29 protein-coding genes are annotated in these 25,599 nt (G+C 47.9%); 26 read left to right on the top strand and 3 right to left on the bottom strand.

Annotation, left to right across the window (positions count from 1 at the left end; all coding sequences use genetic code 11):
• The first annotated feature begins 262 nt into the window (after positions 1-262).
• The 21 genes from QY97_RS15650 (at position 263) to QY97_RS15550 (ending at position 21,374) form a co-directional block, all read left to right on the top strand.
• On the top strand, positions 263-538 hold the full coding sequence (locus tag QY97_RS15650; protein WP_039236117.1) for a sporulation protein: 276 nt from the start codon (positions 263-265) through the stop codon (positions 536-538).
• A gap of 47 nt (positions 539-585) precedes the next feature.
• Positions 586-1,362 carry a TerC family protein gene (locus tag QY97_RS15645; protein WP_039236114.1) on the top strand — a complete coding sequence of 259 codons (777 nt, stop codon included), beginning with the start codon at positions 586-588 and terminating at the stop codon, positions 1,360-1,362.
• Between the two features lie 641 nt (positions 1,363-2,003).
• Entirely contained in the window at positions 2,004-2,879 is an 876-nt protein-coding gene (locus tag QY97_RS15635) for an AraC family transcriptional regulator (protein WP_039236109.1), read from the top strand.
• Between the two features lie 379 nt (positions 2,880-3,258).
• Complete coding sequence (locus tag QY97_RS15630) at positions 3,259-4,707, top strand: APC family permease (RefSeq protein ID WP_039236106.1); 1,449 nt, start codon at positions 3,259-3,261, stop codon at positions 4,705-4,707.
• Between the two features lie 142 nt (positions 4,708-4,849).
• The gene (locus tag QY97_RS15625; protein ID WP_261337360.1) at positions 4,850-6,559 is read left to right on the top strand and encodes a SulP family inorganic anion transporter; all 1,710 of its coding nucleotides are present in this window, start codon (positions 4,850-4,852) and stop codon (positions 6,557-6,559) included.
• The gene (locus QY97_RS15620; RefSeq protein ID WP_039236103.1) at positions 6,556-6,891 is read left to right on the top strand and encodes an ArsR/SmtB family transcription factor; all 336 of its coding nucleotides are present in this window, start codon (positions 6,556-6,558) and stop codon (positions 6,889-6,891) included. The genes QY97_RS15625 and QY97_RS15620 overlap by 4 nt, the downstream gene beginning before the upstream one ends.
• A 467-nt stretch (positions 6,892-7,358) precedes the next feature.
• Complete coding sequence (locus QY97_RS15615; protein ID WP_039236100.1) at positions 7,359-9,926, top strand: helicase-related protein; 2,568 nt, start codon at positions 7,359-7,361, stop codon at positions 9,924-9,926.
• 140 nt (positions 9,927-10,066) lie between these two features.
• Positions 10,067-10,627 carry a biotin transporter BioY gene (locus QY97_RS15610; protein ID WP_039236097.1) on the top strand — a complete coding sequence of 187 codons (561 nt, stop codon included), beginning with the start codon at positions 10,067-10,069 and terminating at the stop codon, positions 10,625-10,627.
• Entirely contained in the window at positions 10,628-12,076 is a 1,449-nt protein-coding gene (locus tag QY97_RS15605) for an AMP-binding protein (RefSeq protein WP_039236094.1), read from the top strand.
• Positions 12,073-13,167 carry an acetyl-CoA C-acyltransferase gene (locus tag QY97_RS15600; RefSeq protein WP_039236092.1) on the top strand — a complete coding sequence of 365 codons (1,095 nt, stop codon included), beginning with the start codon at positions 12,073-12,075 and terminating at the stop codon, positions 13,165-13,167. Before QY97_RS15605 ends, QY97_RS15600 begins: the two co-directional genes overlap by 4 nt.
• Positions 13,164-13,505 (top strand): hypothetical protein, encoded by a 342-nt coding sequence (locus QY97_RS15595; RefSeq protein WP_039236088.1) that lies wholly within the window; start codon positions 13,164-13,166, stop codon positions 13,503-13,505. The genes QY97_RS15600 and QY97_RS15595 overlap by 4 nt, the downstream gene beginning before the upstream one ends.
• On the top strand, positions 13,472-13,834 hold the full coding sequence (locus QY97_RS15590; protein ID WP_046128783.1) for a MaoC family dehydratase: 363 nt from the start codon (positions 13,472-13,474) through the stop codon (positions 13,832-13,834). Before QY97_RS15595 ends, QY97_RS15590 begins: the two co-directional genes overlap by 34 nt.
• A gap of 140 nt (positions 13,835-13,974) precedes the next feature.
• Positions 13,975-14,349: a RidA family protein gene (locus QY97_RS15585; RefSeq protein WP_039236086.1), complete on the top strand. Its 375-nt coding sequence runs from the start codon at positions 13,975-13,977 to the stop codon at positions 14,347-14,349.
• A 42-nt stretch (positions 14,350-14,391) separates the two neighbouring features.
• The gene (locus tag QY97_RS15580) at positions 14,392-15,495 is read left to right on the top strand and encodes a threonine synthase (protein WP_039236084.1); all 1,104 of its coding nucleotides are present in this window, start codon (positions 14,392-14,394) and stop codon (positions 15,493-15,495) included.
• A gap of 223 nt (positions 15,496-15,718) precedes the next feature.
• Positions 15,719-16,828, top strand: coding sequence for an NAD(P)-dependent alcohol dehydrogenase (locus tag QY97_RS15575; RefSeq protein ID WP_039236081.1), 1,110 nt, complete (start codon positions 15,719-15,721; stop codon positions 16,826-16,828).
• Positions 16,806-17,027: a hypothetical protein gene (locus tag QY97_RS20550; RefSeq protein WP_125444180.1), complete on the top strand. Its 222-nt coding sequence runs from the start codon at positions 16,806-16,808 to the stop codon at positions 17,025-17,027. Before QY97_RS15575 ends, QY97_RS20550 begins: the two co-directional genes overlap by 23 nt.
• Positions 17,028-17,206: 179 nt before the next feature.
• Positions 17,207-17,752, top strand: coding sequence for a G/U mismatch-specific DNA glycosylase (gene mug, locus QY97_RS15570; RefSeq protein WP_046128782.1), 546 nt, complete (start codon positions 17,207-17,209; stop codon positions 17,750-17,752).
• Positions 17,743-18,225 carry a DUF456 domain-containing protein gene (locus tag QY97_RS15565; RefSeq protein ID WP_039236078.1) on the top strand — a complete coding sequence of 161 codons (483 nt, stop codon included), beginning with the start codon at positions 17,743-17,745 and terminating at the stop codon, positions 18,223-18,225. Before mug ends, QY97_RS15565 begins: the two co-directional genes overlap by 10 nt.
• 207 nt (positions 18,226-18,432) lie before the next feature.
• Positions 18,433-19,482, top strand: a complete 1,050-nt coding sequence (locus QY97_RS15560; protein ID WP_046128781.1) for a fatty acid desaturase — start codon at positions 18,433-18,435, stop codon at positions 19,480-19,482.
• Between the two features lie 150 nt (positions 19,483-19,632).
• On the top strand, positions 19,633-20,769 hold the full coding sequence (locus tag QY97_RS15555; protein ID WP_039236075.1) for a sensor histidine kinase: 1,137 nt from the start codon (positions 19,633-19,635) through the stop codon (positions 20,767-20,769).
• Positions 20,766-21,374 (top strand): response regulator transcription factor, encoded by a 609-nt coding sequence (locus QY97_RS15550; RefSeq protein WP_039236074.1) that lies wholly within the window; start codon positions 20,766-20,768, stop codon positions 21,372-21,374. The genes QY97_RS15555 and QY97_RS15550 overlap by 4 nt, the downstream gene beginning before the upstream one ends.
• Before the next feature lie 122 nt (positions 21,375-21,496).
• On the opposite strand, the gene QY97_RS21165 is transcribed toward QY97_RS15550, so the two are convergent.
• Complete coding sequence (locus tag QY97_RS21165; RefSeq protein WP_408606285.1) at positions 21,497-21,577, bottom strand: hypothetical protein; 81 nt, start codon at positions 21,575-21,577, stop codon at positions 21,497-21,499.
• A 99-nt stretch (positions 21,578-21,676) separates the two neighbouring features.
• On the bottom strand, positions 21,677-21,934 hold the full coding sequence (locus tag QY97_RS15545; RefSeq protein ID WP_039236120.1) for a hypothetical protein: 258 nt from the start codon (positions 21,932-21,934) through the stop codon (positions 21,677-21,679).
• Between the two features lie 196 nt (positions 21,935-22,130).
• Between QY97_RS15545 and QY97_RS15540 the strand changes: the two genes are divergently transcribed.
• Positions 22,131-22,385, top strand: a complete 255-nt coding sequence (locus QY97_RS15540) for a hypothetical protein (protein WP_039236071.1) — start codon at positions 22,131-22,133, stop codon at positions 22,383-22,385.
• Positions 22,386-22,446: 61 nt separating this feature from the next.
• A complete protein-coding gene (locus tag QY97_RS15535; RefSeq protein WP_039236070.1) occupies positions 22,447-22,854 on the top strand; it encodes a DUF3221 domain-containing protein in 408 nt (135 codons plus the stop codon).
• A gap of 74 nt (positions 22,855-22,928) precedes the next feature.
• On the opposite strand, the gene QY97_RS20735 is transcribed toward QY97_RS15535, so the two are convergent.
• Positions 22,929-23,099, bottom strand: coding sequence for a hypothetical protein (locus QY97_RS20735; RefSeq protein WP_166701703.1), 171 nt, complete (start codon positions 23,097-23,099; stop codon positions 22,929-22,931).
• A gap of 150 nt (positions 23,100-23,249) precedes the next feature.
• Between QY97_RS20735 and QY97_RS15530 the strand changes: the two genes are divergently transcribed.
• The 3 genes from QY97_RS15530 to QY97_RS20870 all read left to right on the top strand — a co-directional run.
• On the top strand, positions 23,250-24,179 hold the full coding sequence (locus QY97_RS15530) for an SDR family oxidoreductase (protein ID WP_039236068.1): 930 nt from the start codon (positions 23,250-23,252) through the stop codon (positions 24,177-24,179).
• Between the two features lie 168 nt (positions 24,180-24,347).
• On the top strand, positions 24,348-25,331 hold the full coding sequence (guaC, locus tag QY97_RS15525) for a GMP reductase (RefSeq protein WP_039236065.1): 984 nt from the start codon (positions 24,348-24,350) through the stop codon (positions 25,329-25,331).
• 50 nt (positions 25,332-25,381) lie between these two features.
• On the top strand, positions 25,382-25,599 hold a 218-nt coding region (locus QY97_RS20870; protein ID WP_039236064.1), incomplete at its 3' end, for a hypothetical protein.

Genomic DNA, 25,599 nt, shown 5'->3' with positions numbered 1-25,599 from the left:
TCTTTTCTATAAATGGTGTCAACGCCAATAAAACGCTGAAAAAGGGTTCGGAATAAGACTATTCCGAACCCCTTTTGTCTACAAACTGAGACCTTTGCCTATTTGGCAAAGGTCTTTTTGTTTGTTCAAAACCTTTGCCGCATCTGGCAAAGGTTTTTCTTTTAGGGTGCGGAGAAAGGAGAAGAAAGCCTTTAGATGATTCATGGAGTGAGACCGGGAAAAGGATGAGAAAGAATTAATCGGATGGAAAGGAGAGGTGCAAGTGATTAAAAAATGGCTGTCTCGTATAGGAATAGGGTCGGCAAGAGTAGATTTAGCTTTAGAGAAACTTGAATACATGCCTGGTGAAGTGGTAACGGGTCAGTTTTTATTAATAGGAGGAGCGGTGGAAAGAGTAAATTTTACCTTCAGGCTTCCAGAAGATCTGCAGCCGACCGAGGAGGACGTTTCCTACTGGTTCAAAACGACCCTTCACTTTGATGAAGGAACGGCAAGCAAGGACCAGGATGAAATTCGTATCGTTCCTTCAGATGGTTGAACAGGTGAACGTTCATGTTGTGACACATAAAAAGGAGGTAATGAAGAATGGATCTTTCCATTTTATTAGAGTATAGCTGGGTATTACTGGTGCTAGTGGCCATGGAAGGCTTGCTGGCAGCTGATAACGCGCTCGTCTTGGCCATTATGGTGAGGCATTTGCCGGAGGAAGAGCGGAAGAAGGCTTTGTTTTACGGGTTAGCGGGAGCGTTCGTCTTCCGTTTTGCGTCCTTGTTTATTATTTCTTTCCTCGTCGATGTGTGGCAGGTTCAGGCGATCGGCGCATTATATCTGCTCTTTATCGCCATCAATCACATCCTGAGAAAAACCGTGTTAAAGAAGAAGGAAACAGAAGAAGCCGTGATCGAGGAAGAAGCGAAGAAAAAATCAGGCTTCTGGGGAACGGTATTCAAGGTAGAGCTGGCCGACATTGCCTTTGCTGTTGATTCCATTCTTGCAGCCGTGGCCTTAGCGGTTACCCTTCCGAACACCAACCTGCCGGCCATTGGCGGAATGGACGGCGGAAAGTTCCTCGTGATCTTCGCCGGAGGACTCATGGGATTAATTATTATGCGATTCGCCGCCAACTATTTTGTGAAATTGCTTCATGAAAGACCTGGACTGGAAATCGCCGCATTCGCTATCGTCGGCTGGGTAGGCGTCAAGCTGGCTGTCTACACGCTGGCTCACCCTGAACTGGCGGTGCTTCCAGAAGGATTCGCGAAATCCCCTGAATGGAAGATTACCTTCTATGTTGTCCTCGTCTCCATTGCGGCAGCCGGCTGGTTCCTTTCGAAGAAAAGAACAACAGAGACTGCTTCTTAAATAAAATCAGCTAATAAAAAAACTGATCCAGCGACTGGTACAACAGTCAGCGGGGTCAGTTTTTATTTGACTCGCATGATGAAAAGGGAAGTTTTAAATTAAATACATATTGTGCAAAATTCAAAAAAATTCTTTTAAACAATTTAAATCTTTTAAGAAGACCGGGATATAAAAGCACGGTCTTCTTAAAAGATTTATTCCACTTTTTATCAAACACATCAGATAGAATACCACTCAGACCAAGTAGGAGGATTACTATACTATAAAAGTTAACCTCACCAGAAAAGATATAATAACTACCGATTCCTGCAACAAGATAACTGACTGAAACAGTTAAACATTGTTTCATATTTATCACACCCCTTTAAACCAGTTTACTACAAATCTTCAACGACAAGGGGAAAGGATTCTTCTGTTTTGGAGCGGAAGAGCAGGGAGGAGGCAACTAGTAAAAGCAATTTAATTTAAACTCATAATGTGAAAAATTCAAATAATAAAACAAAAAACCAAGCAATAAGAACAGTATCAGTAAGGCTGGCAATGTCCGCACCTATTTAATATTAACCCGACAAAATAGGGCATGAAATGTCGGACGGAAACCTTCAACTCCTGTTATTCTATGGATGAAAGGAGGTCATTTAATGGATTTGCTAAAGAGCATGAATGAGGCAATGAGATATATTGAGGATAACCTCACTAATGAAATAGATTTCGTGGTGGCGGCAAGAATCGCTCATTGTTCCGAGTATCATTTTAAAAGGATGTTTTCTTCTCTTGCAGGTATAACATTATCAGAATACATTCGCTGCAGACGATTGAGCCTGGCGGCATTTGAGCTGACAAATAGTAATTTAAAGATCATTGATATGGCGGTTAAATATGGATACCATTCACCAGATTCTTTTACGAGAGCTTTTCAACATTTTCATGGTGTCACACCATCCGAAGCAAGGAATAACGGACAGCCATTAAAAGCCTTTCCACCAATGACCTTCCAACTATCAATTAAGGGAGGAAATGCAATGAATTACCGAATCGAACAAAAAGGCGAATTTAACATAGTGGGTATTATGAAAAGGGTTCCGATTATTTTTGAAGGGGAAAACCCCGAAATTTCAGCGATGTGGAAATCCTTGACGATGGCAAAAATAGAACAATTAAAACAGCTTTCAAACATTGAACCGGCAGGGATGATTCAAGCGTCCACCAACTTTTCTGAAGGACGTATGGAAGAAAAGGGAGAGCTCGATCAGTATATAGGAGTGGCAACCACACAAGAGTGCCCGGAAAACTTTTCGGAATTAGAAGTTCCTGCCTTAACTTGGGCCATATTTGAATCAACCGGACCTTTCCCTAGTACACTACAGGAAACTTGGGGAAGGATTTATTCCGAGTGGTTTCCATCCTCCAATTATCAGGCAGCAGAAGGACCAGAAATCTTGTCGATTAAAACTCAAGATTTAACTTCACCAGCCGTGACAAGTGAAATTTGGATTCCTGTTTTGAAAAGGGAATAAAACTTTAGATGCAACGATTGCAGGGTAAAGCTTAAATGGTTAAAGCTTACTTGATAAAAAAATGAACTGCCTTATTACCCCTATCATAAAACAGGATGGGGGTATGCGTGTTTGAAGCATTAAGATGATCACTTATGTTCATCTTGTCATTTCTTGATGGCAGATTGTGATCGTTTCGCTGGCACTACCCCAATGAAAAAATATGTAAAATTTATTCACAAAATGTTTACAATTGTCTGAAATAGTATTGTATAATACAATATAACCAGCAAGAAAACCTTTTCAAAACTGATAAAAAGAGGGAGGAGACCTATCGAAATTTGACTGAATAATTTTTATTTTAGAATGATTCATGCAGATGAACAAAGGGGAGAAGGATATGGGAGAACAGAAATTTTTAAAAACATTGGGCAATCGAGATGTACTTGCCCTGTCTTTCGGGGCGATGATCGGATGGGGATGGGTCGTGACCACCGGTCTATGGATTACAGAAGCAGGCTCGCTCGGCGCTATCCTTGCTTTTATTATTGGCGGGATCGTGGTTACATTCGTCGGGTTAACCTACGCTGAATTAGCGTCTGCTATTCCGTTAGCAGGAGGGGAGCATACCTACAGCTTTATGGCGATGGGAAGGGTGGCCAGCTTTGTCACCACATGGGCGATCGTGCTCGGCTATGTATCGGTCGTTGCCTTTGAAGCGGTCGCTTTGCCAACGGTATTTGAATATTTAATTCCTAATTACAGTCAAGGGTACTTATATACAATAGCAGGATGGGACGTTACGATTACATGGGCGGCTGTCGGCATGATCGGATCCGTTCTCATTGCGGCAATTAATTATCGCGGGATTAAATTCTCTACAGCCATTACGTTTATTTTGACCTTATTAATTATAATCGCCGGGATCTTATTAATTACCGGAAGCTCGATATCTGGAAACACAGCTAATATGCAGCCATTGTTTGAGAGCGGAATGGCGGGATTGTTAACCGTTATTATTATGACTCCATTTATGTTTGTCGGATTCGATGTTATTCCGCAGGCTGCAGAGGAAATTGACCTGCCTCCACGGCAAATTGGAAAGCTGTTGATTTTTTCAGTTGTACTTGCCGTTGTTTGGTACATTGCAGTGATTTTTGGAGTTTCAAGAGTATTGACACCGGGAGAAATGGCTGCCTCTGAGCTTGTTACTGCTGACGCTATGGCAAAGGCATTCGGCGGAAGCCAAATGATGGGTACTATTCTTGTGCTTGGCGGAATTGGCGGAATTTTAACGAGCTGGATTGGCTTTTATGTCGGCGGAAGCCGGGCCATTTACGCCTTAGCGAAAGCGGGGATGCTGCCTCAGTCTTTAGGCGAATTGCACCCGAAGTACAATACGCCGCATAAAGCGATTTTATTGATTGCTGTCTTATCTACAGCTGCACCGCTGCTTGGGCGTCCGGCTTTAGTGTGGCTCGTTGATGCAGGCGGATTAGGATTAGTTGTTGCCTGGTTCATGGTTGCCGTATCATTCATCATCTTACGTAAGAAGGCGCCATCCATGCACCGCCCATTCAAGCTTCCCGGCGGCACATCGATCGGCTGGATTGCGGCAGTGTTGGCATTAGGTGTATCCGTTCTTTATATGCCGGGCATGCCATCGGCTCTTATTTGGCCGTATGAGTGGGCGATCGTGTTTGCCTGGGCCGTTTTAGGATTTGTATTCTATAAATTCTCCATGGCGAAATACGGAACAGAAAACTCAGACAAGCATATGAAGGAAGAGATTGGCCGAGTGGTTCAGTATGAGGAAAAAGAAGAGGCCATTGAAGAAAAAAGTGTATAGGGATGGAACAGACCCGAACCGTACAAACCGTGCGGTTCGGGTTTTTTATTGATTTTTCTATTGCATGTTTCTTTAAGAGGTTTATAATAATTCTATATTCAAATATTTGAATATACATAAATACAATAAGAGGGGGATCGGCTTGCAAAATTATTCAATGAATGACTTCCGAAAAGATGTATTAGCGGGAGTGGTGGTCGGGGTCATTGCCATTCCTTTAGGGATGGCCTTCGCAATCGCTTCTGGCGTCAGACCAGAGTACGGCATTTACACGACCATCATTGCCGGTATGCTGATTTCTATTTTCGGAGGTTCCAAGTTCCAGATCGGCGGACCGACCGGGGCGTTCGTTCCTGTTCTTCTCAGCATTGTGCTGATGTACGGCTATGAAAACCTGCTGATTGCGGGCTTTATGGCCGGCGTATTTTTGCTTTTGATGGGAATCTTAAAGCTTGGAGCACTGATCAAATTTATCCCGCGCCCGGTCATTATCGGATTTACATCGGGGATCGCCGTCATTATCTTCTCCGGGCAGATTGCCAATTTCCTCGGATTGCGCGGCATTGAACAGCATGAGGACTTTCTTTCGAACATGAAGGAGATCCTTGTTCACCTGAATACCATTAATCCTTACAGCCTGGCAGCTGCCTTTATTTGTCTTTTCTTTATCCTAGTAACACCGAAGTTCCTGCCAAAGGTGCCGAGCGCTCTAGTCGGGCTGCTCGTATCGAGCCTGGCAGCGACTTATTTATTTCCAGGACAAACAGCGACCATTGCCTCTTCGTTTGGCAACATTCCCAATTCGTTGCCGGAGTTTCAGATACCGGAATTCACATGGGAGAAAATACATGTACTCATCGGCCCTGCTTTTACGATTGCGGTCTTAGGAGCGATTGAATCGTTGCTGTCAGCTGTTGTGGCGGATGGCATGACGGGTAAAAAGCATAACAGCAACCGCGAATTAGCGGGGCAGGGAATTGCCAATATGGTGACCCCGCTGTTTGGCGGCATTCCCGCAACCGGCGCCATTGCCAGAACGGCTACGAACATTAAAAATGGCGCGGTGTCCCCTGTATCAGGTGTGATCCACAGTCTGACCGTTTTGCTTGTGCTGCTTATTTTAGCACCGTACGCTTCGCTTATCCCATTAGCGAGCATGGCACCGATTCTCATGGTGGTAGCCTGGAACATGAGCGAGCGGAAGGAGTTTGCCCGCATCCTGCTTACAAAAACCGGAGACTCGGCGGTCCTGTTGATAACATTTGGACTGACGGTCTTTGCTGACTTGACCATTGCGGTCGAAGTAGGGCTCTTGCTTTCCATCCTTCTTTTTGTCAAGAGAATGAGCACGGCTTTAAAAGTCGACCAGGTCGTTCCGGATCCTATTCGGAAAAAAGTTCGTCCTTTGTCTCTTGCCAGCAAGCCGCATGGATGCCCACAAGTCCATTTATTTACGGTAGAAGGAGCGCTTTTCTTCGGAGCCGCCCAGCTATTTGAGCAAGCCCTCCATAAGAGCATTCAGGATGAGCCAAATGTGTTAATATTAAGAATGAGTAAAGTACCATATATCGACACAACCGGAGAAAATATGCTGAAGAATGTAGTGAAGGATTTTCAGGCACGGGGTGTCACCATTTTCATTTCCGGTGTGCAGGCACAGCCGAAAGATATGATGAAGCGTACCGGTCTGTATGACATGATAGGGGAGACGGGCTTCTTTGCCCATACTGGTGAAGCCATTAACGCTGCGTTGACTCAGCTAAACAAAAGCCAGTGCCTTGGCTGCCAGCAGTATGCATTCCGTGAATGCACAGCCTTGTCTGCTCCCAGCTATAAAGGAGAATTGTTATGAATTTGGAATTGCAGAAGTTTAAAGCAGATTTTTTTAAAGCACTCGCCCATCCACTAAGAATCAGGATCCTGGAGCTGCTTGCAGAAGGAGACAAAAACGTGAATGAGCTCCAGACCATTATCGGCTCTGAAGGCTCGGCTGTTTCCCAGCAGTTGAGTGTGCTGCGCAATAAAAATATTGTGTACGGCACGAAGGATGGGAACCGGGTAGTGTATTCCTTGAGGGATCCGATGATTGTGGACTTATTGAGCATCGCCCGCCAGATTTTCAACAATCATCTCATCAATACGGTGACGATCTTAGACCAGCTGAGCGATCAAGAGGAAGGGTGAGTTTCTCATCATATGACAAAAATGGAAAAATCCATCTAAGGAACGTGTGTTCTTATGTGCATTATGTTATAATAGAGGAGGCAATAGAATAGGTTCTCAAGGGTGGTCGGCATACTCCTCCAACATATGAGTGGAGGGAGGTGATGCCGTATGACAACATTCGAATCGCTCATGTTTGCTGTTGCTTTTGCAGCCCTGGTCGTGTCGATTTTGTCATTCCATAAAAAAGACTAAAACCGCCCTTGAGTTTACCCAGCTCTGGCGGTTTTAGCACGTTGGATGCTGTCCCCCTTAAAGGGACCAGCTATTGCATGGCCGTTCCAATGCTGGTCACATTGGAATGGCCTTTTTTAAACTATGTGATGTCCCTTATATTATACCTCAGCCTCTGGAATTTTTCCAATAAGAATGACATTTCACCTAGATGCCCACTCTAAACGTATCCAGACATAAAGGAAGGAAGACATATGGATAAATTTACTTCTGTCTACTCAAAAGCCATTTCCCATACGAAACAAAAAATTCAGGAGGACATTTCGGCTTATTTAGGAAGCCGGGAAACCGCTCCTTCATTTAAACAATACGTCAGCGACCGCTATGACTATACCCGGCAAATCTGGTTAAATGTATGGCTGAATAAAGCCTCCAATGAAGTGCCGGCCCGGGAGAAGAAACATTATTTAAGAGAAAGAGGCATCGCGGTTAAAGACGTTCCCCGCAAAACAATCAACCAGCTGTTCCGGAATGAAATACGGGAGCATGAACCGTTCGATGTGGTCCGCTGGCTGAAAGAAAAATATGAAAAGCGGCCGGAAGATTGGCAAATCCGGTACGAAGAGGCGCGGGCAGCTTTTCTTGCGGAAGAAGAGGAAAAGCAGCAGCAAAGAGAGCAAGCCAGAATCAGGCACAGAATATACGAAGAAGCGGAGCGCCTCATTGAGGAGAAGCAGGAAAAGCTGTATTTGCCGTTTCGCCATATGATGGCCAAGCACCTGGAGGAGGATTTGCAGACAAATATAAAATTCCGCCAGATCGACCCAACTGCTTTAGAACAGCCGCTTGTGGAAGCAGGCCGCTTTCAGGCAGAGGATTATGAGACAGTGGAGGCCTTCTTTCATGAGCTGACAGGCGGCATCCGCCGGGGCGAGCAGTGGGATTTTGAATATGAAAGCTATGGAGCAAAGTACGAAGAATTGGCGGCTGATGCCGTATTTGACTACATGGCCAAAGCGTTTTTGGATCACCTGCCGAGTGAGGTAAAGGAGTCCTTCCAAAAAGTGAATGAAGAAGAGCTGACGAAGGATCACTTGCAGGACATGATGGGCTACCTGCTGTCTGACTTGACGTGGGAATTTTTCGAGGAGCTGGAAGAAGAAAATCTCCAAGACCTTCTCCGCCTGGCCCCGCTCCCGTTCGAGGAACCGCTTCATGAAAAGATTTACAAGCAGGACCTCCGTGCCCGGGAAGAACGGATTGCGGAAGCCATCGCTGCCGAGCAGCGAAAGAAGGAAGAGGAAGCACGCTTAATCGAGGATATTTTCGGGCAGGCCTACCAGCCGCCCGCTGAAAGAAATGTTCGTTATGTGCTCCACATCGGTGAAACGAACACCGGAAAGACGCACCGGGCGCTGCAGCGCATGAAGGAAGCCAAAAGCGGCTTATACCTGGCACCGCTCCGCCTTTTAGCCTTTGAAGTGTATGAGCGGCTTAACAAGGAAGGCATTCCCTGCCTGTTAAAAACAGGGGAGGAAGAAAAAGAAACACCGGGAGCCCGCCATGCTTCCTGCACCGTCGAAATGTTCCATGAAAAAGACGAGTATGAAGTGGTGGTCATTGACGAAGCCCAAATGATCGCGGACAAAGACCGGGGCTTTTCCTGGTATAAAGCCATCACGGGCGCCCGGGCACAAGAAGTGCATATTATCGCGAGCCAGAACATGAAGCCGATGCTGGTTCAGCTTCTCGGTGACAGCGAATATGAGCTGATAGAATACCGTCGCGACGTACCGCTGCAGGTGGAGCCGACGCCATTCCGGCTGCCGGATGCCGCAAAAGGCGATGCGCTCGTTTGCTTTTCCAGAAGGGAAGTGCTCGAAACGGCCGCCAAGCTCAAGAGAAACCGGTTCGCCGTCAGCATGATCTACGGCAGCATGCCGCCTGAAACGCGGAAGCGGCAGATGGAGCAGTTTGTTGAAGGGAAGACGACCGTGATTGTCGCCACTGATGCGATTGGCATGGGGCTGAACCTGCCGATTCGCCGCATCGTCTTCTTAAAAAATGAGAAGTTTGACGGCACGAGAAGAAGGTGGCTGACCTCCCAGGAAGTGAAGCAAATCGCCGGCCGGGCCGGCAGAAAAGGGATCTATCCAGTCGGAAAGGTCGCCTTTGTATCCAACATTGATAAAATGGCGCATCTGCTGGAGAAAGAGGATGAACCGGTCACGACCTTCGCCATTGCGCCGACATCGGCTGTGTTTGAGCGCTTCCAGCGGTATTCCCGCCACCTTGCCTTGTTTTTTGATCTGTGGGAGCGGTATAAAAGCCCGGAAGGAACGAAAAAAGCGTCCTTGGATCAAGAGCGCTACTTGTATGAATTAATCGAAGGAAGCGAAATCGAAGCGCGGCTGCCAATGACGGACTTATACGGATTTTTGCACCTGCCGTTTTCAACGAAGGAGCCCGGGCTGACGAAGCAGTGGATCTCTACGATGTACGCCATCGTCAATAACACGCCTCTTCCGGAGCCTTCCGTTAAAACCGGCACGCTCGAGGATTTGGAGCTTTCGTATAAAACGATCGGCCTGCATTTATTATTCCTGTACCGGCTCGGAAAACCGACGGAAGCGATCTATTGGGAACGTCTTCGGGAAACGCTCAGCGAAGACATTCATAAGCAGCTGCAATCCAGGGAAGCCGGAACAGGCAAGACGTGCCGCCGGTGCCGAAAGACACTCCCGGAGAACTTTAAATACCAAATCTGCGACAGCTGCCATGCATCCAGGCGCAAACGAAAATATGTGAATAAGCGGTTTTAATGAACGAACAGGGACAATGAGATTGTTCCTGTTTTTTTTATTGGCCCCTATAAATGTAACCCTTTATAATAATTTGGTTTACAAATAAAGCGGACAGCTTTTATAATTGTGTTATCCTAATTTAAATGGAGGTTTACATAATGGAGGTAAGAAAATTAATCTATGTATCTATGTTTGCGACGATTATGGGTGCCTTAGGGATGGTGCCGCCTATTCTGTTAGGGTTTTCTCCCGTGCCGATTACGCTGCAGACCTTAGGGGTGATGCTTGCAGGGAGTGTGCTCGGTGTGAAGCTTGGCCCGAAATACGCAGCACTTAGCCAGCTTTTGTTCATGCTGCTTGTTGCCGCCGGCTTGCCTTTGCTGTCAGGAGGGCGGGGCGGAATCGGTGTGTTCGTGACCCCGTCTGGCGGTTATTTGATCGGCTATATTGCCGCCGCTTATGTGATCGGCTGGATCTGCTGCCGGATGAAGGAGATGACAGTCGCCAAAACACTAGCCGCTCACGTCATTGGCGGCATGATCGTGGTTTACTTATTTGGCGTTCCATTCCAGGCGATGATGATGGATATTTCCGTTCGTGAAGCGGCGATGCTGAGCCTTGTTTACTTGCCGGGCGACTTTACAAAAGCGGTCGTAGCGGCTTTACTGGCCGTCAGATTACAAAAGGCGTTGCCGGTTCCAAAGGAGGTACGGGTATAGGTGAGAATAACAGCTACTTACCATAGGCACGCACAAACGGATGGACAGCGTCCGGCGATCGTCACGGAAGAAGAAACGCTGTCTTATCAAAATTGGGCGGAGCTCGTCAACCAAACAGCCGCTTCTTTCCGTAAAGAACAAGCAGTACATAGAAGAGTCGCCTTATTCTTGCCGAATGGCCGCTTGTTTTTGCAGCTGTTCGCCGGGGCCGCGGCGGCCGGCTGGGCGGCGATTGTTGGTGACATGAGATGGACAGCGGAGGAGATCAAGGCGCGGCTAAATGAGGTGGCGCCTGACCTCGTTATCGCCGATGACGGGATGAAGCCTTTCTTTGAAGCGAGCGGCATGCCCGTGATCTTTGCAAGTGAGGTCAAGGATTGGCTGAGCGAGGAAGAGGAGGAAGCAAAAGACGAAAAAAATGTGCCTTTTTATATCGGCTTTACTTCGGGTTCCACCGGCAAGCCGAAAGCATTCGTGCGCTCCCATGACTCATGGGTGGAGAGCTTTCAATGCAACAAAGTAGAGCTTTCTATGACCGAGAAAGAGCACGTGCTCATCCCCGGTTCCTTTGTCAATTCCACGTTTCTGTATGGCGCACTCAGCACGCTGTTTTTAGGCGGAACCCTTTATGTCTTAAAAAAATTCTCGCCCGACCGCTTTATGCACTATTTTCAACACTATCCGATTACCGCCGTCTATGTCGTGCCCACCATGCTTCACGCCTTGCTGAAGGAGGGCTGCTCGAGCGACCGGGCCGTTTCTTTTATCTCCACAGGCGCGAAATGGCAGCCGCAGGTCAAAAAAGACATGCACCGGCATTTTCCGAAGGCGCGCTTTTACGAGTTTTACGGTTCATCGGAGCTCAGCTTCGTGACGGTCTTGCAAAATGAGCAGCAGACAGAGCGGCCGGATTCTGTCGGAAAAGCGTTTCATAATGTAGAAGTGAAGATGGTCGATGAGGAAGGAAGAGAAGTGAGGGCTGGAGAAGCAGGCACGCTGTATGTAAAAAGCAACATGCTGTTTGACGGCTATCTCAACAACGAAGAAGAAACGAACAAGGTGCTGCAGGGCGAATGGGCCACCGTGCACGATATCGCCAAAATGGATGAAGACGGCTATGTTTACATACTCGGCAGGAAGAATGACATGATTTTGTACGGCGGGATCAATATTTACCCTCAGGAAATCGAGAAGGTGCTAAGGGAATTCCCTGGCGTAGAGGAAGCCGTGGTCGTCGGCGTCAAGGACGAGTACTGGGGCGAAAAGGTGGCGGCCTGTGTGAAGGGGAATGTCTCCTTACACCAATTAAAGCAGTTTTGCCGGTCGAATTTGTCTCCTTATAAAGTGCCGCGCCTCTTTAGACAGGTGGGTTCCTTTCCTTACACCACGGGAGGAAAAATCTCGCGCCGGGATGTGAAAAAACAGCTTGAACAAGAGGTGAGCGTATGACGAAGGCTGTAGTCGTGAAAGCGAAACGAACCTTGATCGGCAAGAAGGACGGCTGGCTCAAACACTATGCGCCGGAACAGCTGGCGGCTTTCGTGATTCAAGCGCTCGTTTCTGACTTATCCGAGCCGGTCGATGAAGTGATTTTAGGAAATGCGGTAGGGCCCGGCGGCAATATCGCCCGGCTGTCCGCTTTAGAAAGCGGCCTCCCGGCATCAGTCCCGGGCCTCACGATCGACCGGCAGTGCGGTTCGGGCCTAGAAGCCATCCGCCTGGCCTGTCACCTTGTTGAAAGCGGCGCCGGGCAGATCTATCTTGCCGGCGGCGTAGAGAGCACGAGCCAATCGCCGTACGAACAAAGAGCCCGTTTTTCTCCCGAAGAGTGGGGAGATCCCGACATGGGCATCGCGGCGGAATCCGTCGCGGAGCTGTACGGCATTACCCGCAAGCAGCAAGACGAATACGCGCTGATGAGCTATAGGCGCGCGGTTCAGTCACTCAAAAAAGGCTATTTTTCCGATGAAATGGTGAAGATCGATGACCTGCCTAAACAAGATGAAGGGATCAACCCCCGCATGAACTATGAACGGATGCTGCGCCGCCTGTCCCCGTGCTTTAAGGAAGGCGGCACGATCACCTTAGGGAATTGCTGCGGAGTGAACGACGGGGCCGCGGCGGTGCTCGTCATGTCAGAGGAAAAAGCAAAAGAGCTTGGCTACCGGCCGGTGCTTCGGTTCATTGGCAGCGCGGTTGCCGGCGTGGACCCGAATTACCCGGCTCTTGGCCCGATTCCAGCGATTTCTTCTCTGTTACACGCTCATTCTTTAACGATGCAGGACATCGATTTAGTTGAACTAAACGAAGCCTTTGCGTCAAAAGTCATTGCCTGTGCCGGGGCGCTTTCGATTCCCTATGAAAAATTAAACGCAGAAGGCGGAGCCATCGCCTTTGGCCACCCGTATGGCGCATCAGGCGCGGTTCTCGTTACACGGCTGTTTCATGAATATCAGCGGTATGACGCAAAGTACGCCATCGCGTCAATCGGCATTGGCGGAGGAATCGGCCTTGCGGTGCTGTGGGAGAGAGCCTCATGAAGCAGATAGAAGGGTATGTAACCGTGACGAAGGACATGATTCAGGACTATGAGGAGCTGTTCGGGACACAGTCCTCACTCTCGCCGGCCTTTCCGATGATCTTTTACCGCGAGCTTTCCGTTCCATGGACATTTGACGCTTCTCCGGTGCACCGCAAACAATCCTGCCGCTGTTATGAGGCCATCACATGCGGCCAAACCTACCGCTGTGTGGCGACGCTCAAGCCGCGAATGAAAAAAGGAGCGTATGCCTTTTACACGCAGACACTGACAGGCTATACCCCTAACGGAAAGGAAGGCTTTCAATGTGTGTCCGAGCTCGTTGTACCATTACCATAACAGAAGAAAAGGTGAAGCAATACGCCGCGCTTTCCGGGGATCATAACCCCATTCACTTCGACCAGGAAGAAGCAAAACGACACGGCTTTGAAGAGCCCATCGCCCACGGCATGCTGACGATGGGGCTCGCGTATAGGATTGTTTCTCTTTTTGCCGAGAAAGGGAAGAGGATTGAGGCGTACGATATACAGTTTTTGAAGCCTGTCTATTTAAATGAAACGATTCACCTAACCGCCCAGCAAAAAAACGAACAATCAACAATTATGCTGACAGGCACAACGGAAAGAGGCCTAGTTGTTAAAGGGAAGATGATCATGAGTGAAGAATAGCCCGGCAGCACCGGGCTTTTTATTTTTGCAGAATTGTAGAGAGAAATAACACTGCTGCACTTCTCTAGCAAATTCATCATTTCCAAAATAACCATATGTTTAAGATGAAACCAAAATACATCAAATAAAGGAGAATCACAATGAAAAGCATCTTTGAAGTAGGGAATTTAAAATCGAATGGACACTATGCGTTAGCCACCGTTCATCAGGATACGGTGTATGTATCAGGCCAATTTGCGATCGACCCGGACACACGCGAAAAGAAATTTGGGCCGATTGAAGAAGAGACATTACAGGCTCTAAAAAATGTAGAAGCCATTGTAGAAGCGGCCGGCAGCAAAAAGGAACATATCCTGCGCATGACCTTATATATTCCGGATGTAAAGCTGTGGGATAAGGTTGACGCGGTGTATAAAGAATTCTTCGGTGAGCATAAACCGGCCCGCACCATCGTGCCAACCAACGAACTGCATTTTGGGTTCAAAATTGAAATCGATGCGATTGCTTATATTTGAATCTAGGTTTATATAAAAAAGAGGCGAAGGAGAGGAACAAGAATGGAGCAATACAGTTGCAGCGAGTGCGGGACAAAATATGAGATCACCCCGACGAAATGGAGATGTGAATGCGGCGGCGTCCTCGATTTAGTCAAAGATACACCAGCCATTGATGTAGCCGCCTGGGGCAACTATCCGCATTCCATCTGGCGTTACGTTGAGACGATGGCCTTCGCGAAAGAGTCAAAGATGTGGGAACAGGTCACCATGGGGGAAGGCCAAACGCCTCTAATTAGACTGGACGCCCAAGAACCGCATACATATGTCAAGGTGGATTATATGATGCCGACTTTATCCTTTAAAGACCGGGGAGCGGCAGTGTTAATGACGAAGGCGAAGGAATTAGGGGTATCTAAAGTGATCGCCGACAGCAGCGGGAATGCCGGAACGGCCATTGCCGCTTATGCAGCGCGCTGCCGCATTCCATGCGACATTTATTTAAGTGATGAAACGTCACCGAAAAAGGTGGCTCAAATCAAAGCGCACGGCGCCGCCATTAAACAAATCCATGGCACGCGGGAAGAGATTGCCGCTGCCGCCCAGCAAGCGGTAGAAGAAGAAAATGTGTTTTATGCGAGTCACGTGTACAACCCTTATTTTTATGAAGGAACGAAAACGTATGCCTATGAAATTTATGAACAATTAAAGGGGGCGCCTGATACGTTAATCATTCCGGTTGGAAACGGCACGCTTCTCCTGGGCGCCTACTATGGCTTTCAAGAGTTATGGGAAAATGGACTCATTGAAAACATGCCGAAGCTCGTCGCGATTCAGGCGGCAAACTGTGCGCCTCTTGCACAGGCTTATCAAGCCGGGGAAGAATCGGCCCAGCCCGTGGCAAATGAAGGGACGCTAGCAGAAGGGATCGCGATTGCGGCCCCGGCAAGGTCGAAACAAATTTTAGAAGCTGTGCGCCATACGAATGGCATGTTTATTGATATTAAGGAAGAGGAAATCCTGAATGCGCGGACTGAACTGAGCGAGAAAGGATTTTATGTCGAAGTCACATCCGCGGTCAACTATGCGGGCTACAAAAAATATAAGAAAGCACCAGAAGAAACGGTCATCATCCCTCTTTGCGGGGCGGGTATTAAATCGAAATAGCGTTTGTCCTTCAAATCATGAAAAGATCCATCTTTTCATGATTTTTTGTTGGAACAAGAAGCCGCTCTTTCATCATTGCCTGCTTCCACAAGACACTGGAAAGGACATCCAAAGAAGGATCCTGTATAATAAACGAAGTAGTCAGACTTAACCGACTATTCTTGAAATAACCAAACAAGAGGGATGGGACGAAAAATCAATTAACAGTGAGTGAGGGATTCAAATGAGAATTGAAGCGATGATGACAACCCCCGAAAAAGACTTTCAAAAACAAACATTACAGCTAGCTGAACCGAAGGCTGGCGAAGTATTGGTCCGCCTTGTGGCTTCCGGCGTATGCCACACGGACGCTACCGTTCTTGATAAGACGATTCCAGTACCCTACCCGGTCGTATTAGGTCACGAAGGCTCCGGAATTGTAGAAAAGGTCGGAGAAAACGTCACAACTGTCAAGCCGGGCGATCACGTCGTATTAGGCTTCTCTTACTGCGGCACGTGCGACAACTGCTTAGAAGGCAATGCAGGCGGCTGCGAAAACATGATTCCCCTTAACTTCGGCGGCAAGAACGAACATGGTGTGACACCGCTGGCGACGAAGGAAAATGAAGAAGTCTCACAATTCTTCGGCCAGTCTTCTTTTGCTACATACTCTACAGTTGATGAAAAAAACGTGGTGAAAGTAGATAGGGACGTGGATTTACGCTATTTAGGGCCATTCGGCTGCGGCATTATGACGGGCAGCGGGACCGTATTAAATTCCCTAAAACCCGAACCAGGCGACAGCTTGGTTGTATTCGGCGCAGGAGCTGTAGGATTAAGCGGGCTGTTAGCGGCAAAAATCGCAGGCTGCCATCCGATCATCGCGGTGGATATTCACGATAGCCGTTTAGAGCTGGCGAAAGAGCTGGGCGCCACACATACGATTAACTCCAAAAACGAAGACCCCGTTGAAAGAATTAAAGAAATTACAGGGAAGGGCGCCCGCCATTCATTCGAAACGACAGGTGTGCCAGAAGTGACGTTAGCGGCCCTGCGCTGCCTGCGTGTGAGAGGCACATGCGCCACCGTAGCGGTTGGCAAGCGTGACTTAACCTTTAACGTATTTAACGACGTAGTAGCGAACTCCTTAACCTTGCGCGGCGTGATTGAAGGGGATGCGGTACCGCAATTAATCATTCCAAAACTGGTCACCTTCTTTAAAAACGGCCAATTCCCAATTGAAAAATTAGTGAAGTTCTATGACTTAGAAGAAGTCGATCAAGCCTTCGTTGATTCAGCGAACGGATCTGCGATCAAGCCGATCTTAATTATTGATAAAGAGTATACAGCGTAATCAAGACAAAGCCTCCTATATACCAGAAAGAGGGCTTCAAGTAGCCCAGCAAATAGAAAGCGGCATGGCTTACGTCAATGACCAGCCCGTCAACGTGGAAGCCGGCATTCCTTTTGGCGGCGAATGGGCCTTTAATGAATTCACCACCGTCCAGTGGGTCACTGTGCAAGAAAAGCCAAGACAATTCCCGTTTGAATGAGGATCTATAGATAACAAGCTAACCCGGCGAAGAAACCTCGCCGGGTTTCTTTGCTGCAACCGCATCTAAAAAAGAATGGAACTTTGTCAATAGGCTTATCGTATAAATAGATGGGTATGTCATATACTGCAGGCAGAAACTATGTAGGCTACATATAATGGAAGTAAGGACGTGACAGTTTGGGACCTATAGATGATCATATTAAAAAACATCTTGATATTTTGTTTGTCGGCTTTAACCCGAGCCTGCGCTCCGGGGAAACCGGCTACCATTTCGCGAATCCGAATAACCGGTTTTGGACGATTTTGCACCGGGCCGGGCTGACAGACAGGAAGCTGCATCCGTCAGAAGGGGAACAGCTCGTAGACATGGGCTATGGATTAACGAATATCGTGGCCCGCCCGACCAAAGCGGCCGAGGATATTACGAAGGAGGAATACGAGGAAGGCAAGGAGATCTTGAAAGAAAAGATTGCCCGCTATGAGCCGGCGTTTGTCTGCTTTGTCGGAAAAGGCGTGTACCAGCAGTACAGCGGGCGCAAACAAGTGCCTTGGGGGCTGCAGGAAATGTCCGTGGTGCCGGGGGTCTACGATTTCGTGGCTCCGTCCTCAAGCGGGCTGGTGCGGATTAAGCTAGATGACATTGTCGCAATTTACAAGGAGCTTTCCAGGCTTTTAGAAGTATATAAAGAAAAAGGGAAGGAGGGGGTAGAAGAATGGAAGTGATCGCTTGGATCATTATCGCCGCCTTGTTTGTGACCAGCTTTGCTGGACTGATTTTCCCGATTATCCCTTCCGTATTGCTTGTATGGGGCGGGTTTCTCATTTATCAATTCGGCGTTCAATCCGGAGACTTATCGGTGATTTTCTGGCTGGCGATGGTGGTATTCACCGTCTTAATTATTGTGGCGGACATTTTGGCAAACAGCTATTTCGTTAAAAGGTATGGAGGGTCCAAATGGGGAGAACGGATCGCGGCTGTGGCGGTGATTGTCGGGTCCTTTGTGTATCCGCCGTTTGGCATTTTGATCGTGCCGTTTGCGGCTGTGTTTGTCACTGAGATGCTCATTCAAAAGGACGCCAAAAAAGCGCTCTTAGTCAGCTTTGCGACATTCATCGGCTTCTTGAGCGGCACGTTTGCGAAGTTCATCATTCAGGTGATCATGATCGGATGGTTCCTGATTGAGGTGATCTTTTAAGAAAAGCACCGCCTGCCGGCGAGTGCTTTTTTTAGCCATTTAACCAGCTTTTTCTATCCTATATGACAAGTGTCATGTATACGTCATGACGGGTGCTACTGCACAAGCTCTTCTCTCTTCCCTATAATAAAGTTATCGCTAATAAAGCCACTACTAATAAAAAACTATTACTACCTACTAATTGTATGAAAAGAAAGGAAATGAATGATGAGCAAAGAAACATCTAAACAGCTGAGAAAGCAAGTCGCTCCTTATGAAAAAGCAGACAACGCCGCCAGCATCCGTCAGCTGATCAATACGATCGGCCCGTTTTTCCTGATGTGGTTTCTGGCTTACCAAAGTTTATCGATTTCTCACCTGCTGTCGCTGGTGTTTTCGGTGATCGGGGCAGGATTCATGGTACGAACCTTCATCATTTTCCATGATTGCTGTCACTATTCCTTCTTTAGAAACCGGACAGCCAATAGAATTGTCGGCACGATCACAGGGATTTTAACGTATTTCCCTTATTATCAATGGCAGCACAGCCACTCCGTCCACCACGCCACAAGCGGCAACTTAGATAAGCGCGGCACCGGAGACATTTGGCTAATGACCGTCGAGGAATACGACAATGCTTCGTTCTTCGAGCGCCTGAAATACCGTCTGTACCGCAACCCGTTTGTCATGTTCGTCCTTGGCCCTATCTTTGTTTTCTTGCTGGAGAACCGTTTTAACCGCAAGGGAGCGAGGTGGAAAGAGCGTCTCAATACGTATTTCACGAATGTCATGATCGTTGGGATTACCGCTCTTCTTTGCTGGACAATCGGCTGGCAGGAATTCCTGCTTGTACAGGGCCCGCTCTTCTTAGTCGCGGGAGCTAGCGGCATCTGGCTGTTTTACATTCAGCATACGTTTGAGGATTCCTACTTCAAGGAAAATGAAGAGTGGAGCTTTATCCTGGCGGCTGTAGAGGGCAGCTCCTTCTACAAACTGCCGAAAGTGCTGCAGTGGATGACAGGAAACATCGGTTTCCATCACGTGCATCACTTAAGCCCGCGCGTGCCGAACTATCAGTTAGAAACCGCGCATAACGAAACACCGCTTCTGAAAAATGTACCGACCGTGACGCTGGCAACGAGCCTCCAGTCGCTGAAATTCCGCCTGTGGGACGAGCAGAACGAAAAGTTTGTGACCTTCCGCGAAGCCAAGGCATTAATCGGACAGAAGAAAAAAGAAAAAACAGGCTTCCGCACCGTATCGGCGAAACCTGAATAAGCGTCTCTTTTTTAAAACCATGTTTTCCCGCCCAGGACCTTTCACGAAGCCTGGATGGGAAAGCATGGTTTTTTCGAGGATAAGGTTTCATCAACCAAGAAGCTTCCTATATACTTAAGATGAGTAAACAAATGGAAAGAGGATGGAATCATGCAAAAAATACGGACGGTTTTTCAAAGAGGGTCCGGCATGTCTCCTTACATTTGGAGCATATTGAGCCTCTTGCCTTTTTATTTTATTTTCCAGTCGTCCTCTACAATCGAAATTTTTGTGGGGATCGGGCTGACCGTGCTCTTCTTCATTGCCCTCCGGCTGGCATTTATGTCGAAGAAGTGGCCGGTGTATTTATGGATGGGCACCCTAATTGCCATCTCCTTGACCATGACGATCTTGTTTCAATACGTCTATTTCGCGTTTTATATCGCGTACTATAACGGCCACATCCGAAACCGGGCTGCTTTTATCACGCTTTATGTCATTCACTTAATCAGCACGACGATTGCGATCAATTACCACCTCGTGCTGCAGAGCGGCTTGATTTTGGAACAGCTGCCCTTTGTCATCATTGTCTTTATCAGCGTGATCCTGATGCCGTTTAACATTTATAACCGCAAAAAGCAGGAGAAGCTCGAGGAACAGCTGCAGGATGCCAACGACCGGATTGCCGAGCTTGTGAAAATGGAGGAGCGCCAGCGAATCGCCCGGGACCTTCACGATACGCTCGGGCAGAAGCTGTCGCTCATCGGGCTAAAGAGCGACCTTGCCAGCAAGCTAGTCACTAAAAACCCTGAACAAGCCAGTGAAGAATTAAAAGACATCCAGCAAACGGCCCGGACCGCTCTGAATGAGGTGCGAAAGCTCGTGTCCTCCATGCGGGGCATCCGGCTGAATGATGAGCTTGTGCTCGTGAAACAGATTCTCCAGGCCGCGCAGATTGACTTCGTTTGTGAGGAAGACGGAAATTTATCCAACGTCTCTTTATTTACCGAAAACATTTTAAGCATGTGTTTAAAGGAAGCCGTCACCAATGTCGTGAACCACAGCCAGGCTTCCTGCTGCCAGGTGATCCTTGAACAGACGGAGAAGGAAGTGCGCTTAACCGTCAAAGATAACGGGGAAGGCCTGAACCCGGGAAAAGCACTCGGGGCAGGCAATGGCCTGTTGGGCATGCGGGAGCGTCTGGAATTTGTGAACGGCTCGCTTGCTGTGTATGCCGATGAAGGCACGACACTCGTGATGACTGTACCGAAAAATGCGAAAAAGGGAGAACAGGAGGACGTGATATGATCCGGATTATCATTGCAGAAGACCAGCAAATGCTTTTAGGCGCGCTCGGCTCGCTTCTGAACCTCGAAGACGATATGGAAGTGGTGGGAAAGGCAGCGAATGGGGAAGAGGCGGTGGCGTTAGTCAAGCAGCTGAAGCCGGATGTGTGCATCATGGACATCGAAATGCCGGGAAAAAGCGGACTAGAAGCTGCTGAAGAGATTAAAGGCCTCACCGGCATCGACTGCAAGGTCATCATTTTGACCACGTTTGCCCGCAGCGGCTACTTCCAGCGGGCGCTGAAGGCGAAGGTGAGAGGCTACTTGCTGAAGGACAGCCCGAGCGAAGAGCTCGCCAGCTCCATCCGCAGCATCATGGCCGGACGGCGCATTTACGCCCCCGAACTTATGGACGACCTGTACAGCGAGGAAAACCCGCTCACCGAACGGGAAAGAGAAGTACTGGAGCTCGTGGCGGAAGGCTTAAATACGAAGGAAATTGCCGAAGAACTGAACATCAAAAATGGCACCGTCCGCAACTACATTTCGGCCATTTTTGATAAATTGCAGGTCAAAAACCGGATTGAAGCCATTTCCCAGTCAAAGGAGAAGGGCTGGTTTAAATAAAAAATCAGCCCTTCCAGGATATGTTGAAGACTAAAAAACAGCCTGTGAAACTGCAAAAAGTTTCACAGGCTGTTTTACGCTTGACGAATATGTATGTAGCAGGGAGGAACCCCAACCATGATTCAGGTTTTCGTTTTTATACGGTCGACGAACCTCTTCGCTTCTACTATACCTAACCCTGTTTGTTCTCTTACATATTTAATGATGTTCGTGTCTGTTGAAGCTTCTTGTTTTTCGCGAGCAGGCTGCCAATCACCATCACGGTAAAAGTCACTAACTCGCTCCCCATACCATTCCTCCTATTATCTTTCAGACACGGCCATATACTTCGTAAAGTAAGCCCCGAGCAGCAGCAACATCACCGTCATCGACCAGCTCACCAGCCCGAGGAACCCAAACCAATACGCAAGAAGGTTAATCGCCGCGATTAAATAAAAGCAAATAGACGTCAGCGCGGTTTTCAACCCTGTGATCCCCGCCTTCTTTCTTCTTTGAATCAGCATCGTCACAGAAACGAGAAAAGCAAGCACAAGCAGCACAGTGAAGAGGATGGATACCAATTGACTTCCCCCTTTCTTAAGGAACGGGCGGATGCTGTCTTCAGCGATCATCACCTGCATCCCTTAAGAAAAGTCTATCATCTATTCTTCCACCCCAACACCCTTTATGGGTAAATTCGTCAGTAAAGGAAACCTTATTCCAGGTACGATCGTATAGAAGATGACCAGAAAGAGTGAGGAAAAGGAGGCACAGCCAATGGCCATCTTGATCGGGGTGTTCCTGATTCTCTGGGGACTGCTGGTGATCTGCTTCTCTATATTTAAACTGAAACGGGGGGACGGCAGAGATAAACACACCGTTAACGGCAGCTTCCTTATTGAGGTAGAGCTGCTGTTGAAGCTATTGGACCGCTTTCCGGTCAATGTGGTGAGAGGACTTATCATATTCATTGGTATTTCCTTCATTATTTCCGGGGCGGCTACTATTTTACTGGCTTTGTCATTTATATGAGTAAAAATAGAACCTCTCTCCCGCTGATAGATTTTTAATGAAAAAGAAAGGAGATGATCACGTGTATCGAACATGTCTTATTGCTGCCTCGTGTCTGCCTATGCTGCTTATATCCGCCTGTTCATCGGACAGCCAAGTGAAGGAACAGCAGGCGGCAGCCGAAGAGACCACGCAGCCGTATTACACAACCGCTGGCTATATCGTGAAAAAGGATGAAACAGGTGTAGGTGTCGTAACCGATATGACGAAGGCCGAGCTCATGGGCAAAAACGAGGAGGAGCTGGCCGCCCTTTTATATGAAGCGCAAGGCATTCAATTTGACTTCACTGATATGGAAGCGATCCCTGAAGAAACGACCGCGGCGCTACATATTGGTCAACAGGTGACCATCCAGCATCGTATGCTTGGTTTGTCCAACCCTGTCCATGGAGGGGAAGTGCTGGAGATAGAAATAAAGGAAGAAAGCTGATTATGCAGCCACACCGGAAGCCATCCAAATGATAAGATGGCTTCCGGTGTTTTTTGTTGAAAAAATGCGAGACATTATATCACCGGGTAATGCGGGTCATACCTTGGATAGGCATAATAAGGCGGCCTCGGGCCAATTTTAGGTATCCAAAACGGGGAAGAGACGGGTGAATAGAACAGCTTTTCTTTCTCCTCTGAATGATGGATCAGCAGTCTGGCGTTCGGAATGAGCGGGTAAGGCTGCATCTCGATGTCCTCCTTATGAATCGTTCTCCTTCACTCTATTCAGATGTGCGTGAAAGAGAGACCTCTTGAAGGTTTTTTCCTCAGCAAGGCATTTTCTCTTCTGCCTGACATATCTTATTTCGGAATTCAGCTTTATGGAGGAGGAGTTCCATGTCTAAAGATAAGAAAAACCCGAAGACCCGTCAAACGTATCCGATGCACCCCAATTACGGAAAGGTCACCCGCTATGAAGACATTGCGCTCACGGTTCCCGAGCAGCGGCAAACCCGCCAGCCGGGTGTAGAAGGCCTGATGGTGCCAAAACCGATTATTGAAAACCCGGCTTATAAAGGAAGCGAAAAACTTCTAGGAAAAGCAGCGCTTATTACGGGTGGCGACAGCGGCATTGGCGCAGCTGTGGCGATTTCCTTTGCGAAGGAAGGAGCCGATGTAGCCATATCTTATTTAGATGAACACGAGGACGCGATGCGGACGAAAAAGAGAATTGAAGAGCTTGGCCAGCGCTGCTTGCTGCTGCCGGGGGATTTAAGAGAGAAGAAGCAATGCATCGAGATTGTGGAAAAAACCGTGCAAGCCTTCGGAAAGCTGGATGTTCTCTGCAATCATGTCGGGATTCAGTTCCAGCAGCTAAGCCTGCTTGATATTACCGATGAACAGTTTGACAACACGTTTAAGGTGAATGTGTATTCCCACTTTTACACCACAAGGGCCGCGCTGCCTCACTTAAAAGCGGGAAGCTCTATTATTAATACCGCTTCAGTGGTCGCCTATGAAGGGTATGAGCAGCTCATTGATTACTCGGCGACAAAGGCCGCCAACGTCGGCTTCACGAGAGCCTTGGCTAACAGCCTGGTCACTCAAGGAATCCGGGTCAATGCGGTGGCGCCCGGACGCATATGGACCCCGCTGATTCCGGCAAGCTTTTCAGCGGATCAGGTGCCGCTCGCCGGGAACCCCATGGACCGGCAAGGCCAGCCGTTTGAAGTAGCCCCAACCTATGTCTATCTTGCTTCTGATGATTCGCGTTTTGTCACCGGCCAAACCCTTCACGTCAACGGAGGCCAATTCACCTCATCCTAACCATCTTACTGAATGTATAAGTATGGCTTCAACATCGAATCATATAGATGAAACACATGCAGTTGCACCTGGAGGCTTTGACACACCAGAGTAAATGTTATATATTATAAATATACGAACATTATAATTATAAAAACAATAAAATATTCGTTTTAAGAGGTGTAACCCATGGATAACGTATTCGATTATGAGGATATTCAATTAATTCCCGCAAAATGCATCGTAAACAGCCGCTCAGAATGTGACACATCCGTCACGTTAGGAAAACATACCTTCAAGCTCCCTGTCGTGCCTGCGAATATGCAGACCATCATTGATGAAAGGATCGCCGTCTACTTAGCTGAAAACGGCTACTTCTATATTATGCACCGCTTTAAGCCGGAGGAGCGGATGTCCTTTATCCAGGATATGAAATCAAAAGGATTAATCACTTCCATTAGTGTTGGGGTGAAGGAAGAAGAGTATGCGTTTGTGCAGCAGCTCGCAGAAGAGGCGCTTTCGCCGGATTACATCACGATTGATATTGCCCACGGCCATTCGAACGCCGTGATCGAAATGATCCAGCATATTAAAAAGCACTTGCCGGACAGCTTTGTGATCGCCGGGAACGTCGGCACACCGGAAGCGGTCAGAGAACTCGAGCACGCTGGTGCGGATGCGACGAAGGTCGGCATCGGACCAGGAAAGGTGTGCATCACGAAGATTAAAACCGGCTTCGGGACCGGGGGCTGGCAATTGGCCGCGCTGCGCTGGTGCGCCAAAGCCGCCAGCAAGCCGATTATCGCGGACGGCGGGATCCGTACACACGGAGACATTGCGAAATCCGTCCGCTTTGGCGCCACCATGGTCATGATCGGCTCTTTGTTTGCCGGCCACGAGGAATCTCCGGGAGAAACCGTTGAAAAGGACGGCAAGCTCTGCAAGGAATACTTCGGCTCAGCTTCGGAATTCCAAAAGGGCGAAAGAAAGAATATCGAAGGCAAGAAAATGTATGTCGAGCATAAAGGATCCTTAAAGGATACGCTGATTGAAATGGAACAGGATCTTCAGTCCTCCATTTCTTATGCGGGTGGAAACAAGCTCGACGCTATCCGCAACGTCGATTACGTTGTCGTGAAGAATTCCATCTTTAACGGAGACCGGGTGTATTAATGAAGAAAGCCTGCCCACTGCCAGCAACATGGCGGTGAGCAGGCTTTTTTGTGCGGTTCTTAATCTTATATGCCGCTATTTCTGCCAATCGAATTGAAGGTAGTCCAATTGATGACCTCCGCCCGCACACTCGTGACTTCAGTCATGAGTGTGCGGGCGGTTTTTTTATTTGTAATAAAAAAAACACATATGTTAAATTAAATTTAGGTGAGAATATTATGAAAATTAGAAAAGGCAGAGGTTATGTTTACGCCATCCAATATCATTT

The organism is Bacillus thermotolerans (genome assembly GCF_000812025.2).
Classification (GTDB): Bacteria; Bacillota; Bacilli; order Bacillales; family Domibacillaceae; genus Quasibacillus; species Quasibacillus thermotolerans.
This window is presented reverse-complemented; position numbering and strand designations above follow the sequence as displayed.

What these genes read in the sequence shown, in the direction of transcription:
- QY97_RS15645 (WP_039236114.1), top strand. Translation starts at nt 586, where the DNA reads ATGGATCTTTCCATTTTATTAGAGTATAGCTGGGTATTACTGGTGCTA.
- QY97_RS15635 (WP_039236109.1), top strand. Translation starts at nt 2,004, where the DNA reads ATGGATTTGCTAAAGAGCATGAATGAGGCAATGAGATATATTGAGGAT.
- QY97_RS15630 (WP_039236106.1), top strand. Translation starts at nt 3,259, where the DNA reads ATGGGAGAACAGAAATTTTTAAAAACATTGGGCAATCGAGATGTACTT.
- QY97_RS15620 (WP_039236103.1), top strand. Translation starts at nt 6,556, where the DNA reads ATGAATTTGGAATTGCAGAAGTTTAAAGCAGATTTTTTTAAAGCACTC.
- QY97_RS15615 (WP_039236100.1), top strand. Translation starts at nt 7,359, where the DNA reads ATGGATAAATTTACTTCTGTCTACTCAAAAGCCATTTCCCATACGAAA.
- QY97_RS15610 (WP_039236097.1), top strand. Translation starts at nt 10,067, where the DNA reads ATGGAGGTAAGAAAATTAATCTATGTATCTATGTTTGCGACGATTATG.
- QY97_RS15600 (WP_039236092.1), top strand. Translation starts at nt 12,073, where the DNA reads ATGACGAAGGCTGTAGTCGTGAAAGCGAAACGAACCTTGATCGGCAAG.
- QY97_RS15595 (WP_039236088.1), top strand. Translation starts at nt 13,164, where the DNA reads ATGAAGCAGATAGAAGGGTATGTAACCGTGACGAAGGACATGATTCAG.
- QY97_RS15590 (WP_046128783.1), top strand. Translation starts at nt 13,472, where the DNA reads ATGTGTGTCCGAGCTCGTTGTACCATTACCATAACAGAAGAAAAGGTG.
- QY97_RS15585 (WP_039236086.1), top strand. Translation starts at nt 13,975, where the DNA reads ATGAAAAGCATCTTTGAAGTAGGGAATTTAAAATCGAATGGACACTAT.
- QY97_RS15580 (WP_039236084.1), top strand. Translation starts at nt 14,392, where the DNA reads ATGGAGCAATACAGTTGCAGCGAGTGCGGGACAAAATATGAGATCACC.
- QY97_RS15575 (WP_039236081.1), top strand. Translation starts at nt 15,719, where the DNA reads ATGAGAATTGAAGCGATGATGACAACCCCCGAAAAAGACTTTCAAAAA.
- QY97_RS15565 (WP_039236078.1), top strand. Translation starts at nt 17,743, where the DNA reads ATGGAAGTGATCGCTTGGATCATTATCGCCGCCTTGTTTGTGACCAGC.
- QY97_RS15560 (WP_046128781.1), top strand. Translation starts at nt 18,433, where the DNA reads ATGAGCAAAGAAACATCTAAACAGCTGAGAAAGCAAGTCGCTCCTTAT.
- QY97_RS15555 (WP_039236075.1), top strand. Translation starts at nt 19,633, where the DNA reads ATGCAAAAAATACGGACGGTTTTTCAAAGAGGGTCCGGCATGTCTCCT.
- QY97_RS15550 (WP_039236074.1), top strand. Translation starts at nt 20,766, where the DNA reads ATGATCCGGATTATCATTGCAGAAGACCAGCAAATGCTTTTAGGCGCG.
- QY97_RS15540 (WP_039236071.1), top strand. Translation starts at nt 22,131, where the DNA reads ATGGCCATCTTGATCGGGGTGTTCCTGATTCTCTGGGGACTGCTGGTG.
- QY97_RS20735 (WP_166701703.1), bottom strand. Translation starts at nt 23,099, where the DNA reads ATGCAGCCTTACCCGCTCATTCCGAACGCCAGACTGCTGATCCATCAT.
- QY97_RS15530 (WP_039236068.1), top strand. Translation starts at nt 23,250, where the DNA reads ATGTCTAAAGATAAGAAAAACCCGAAGACCCGTCAAACGTATCCGATG.
- guaC (WP_039236065.1), top strand. Translation starts at nt 24,348, where the DNA reads ATGGATAACGTATTCGATTATGAGGATATTCAATTAATTCCCGCAAAA.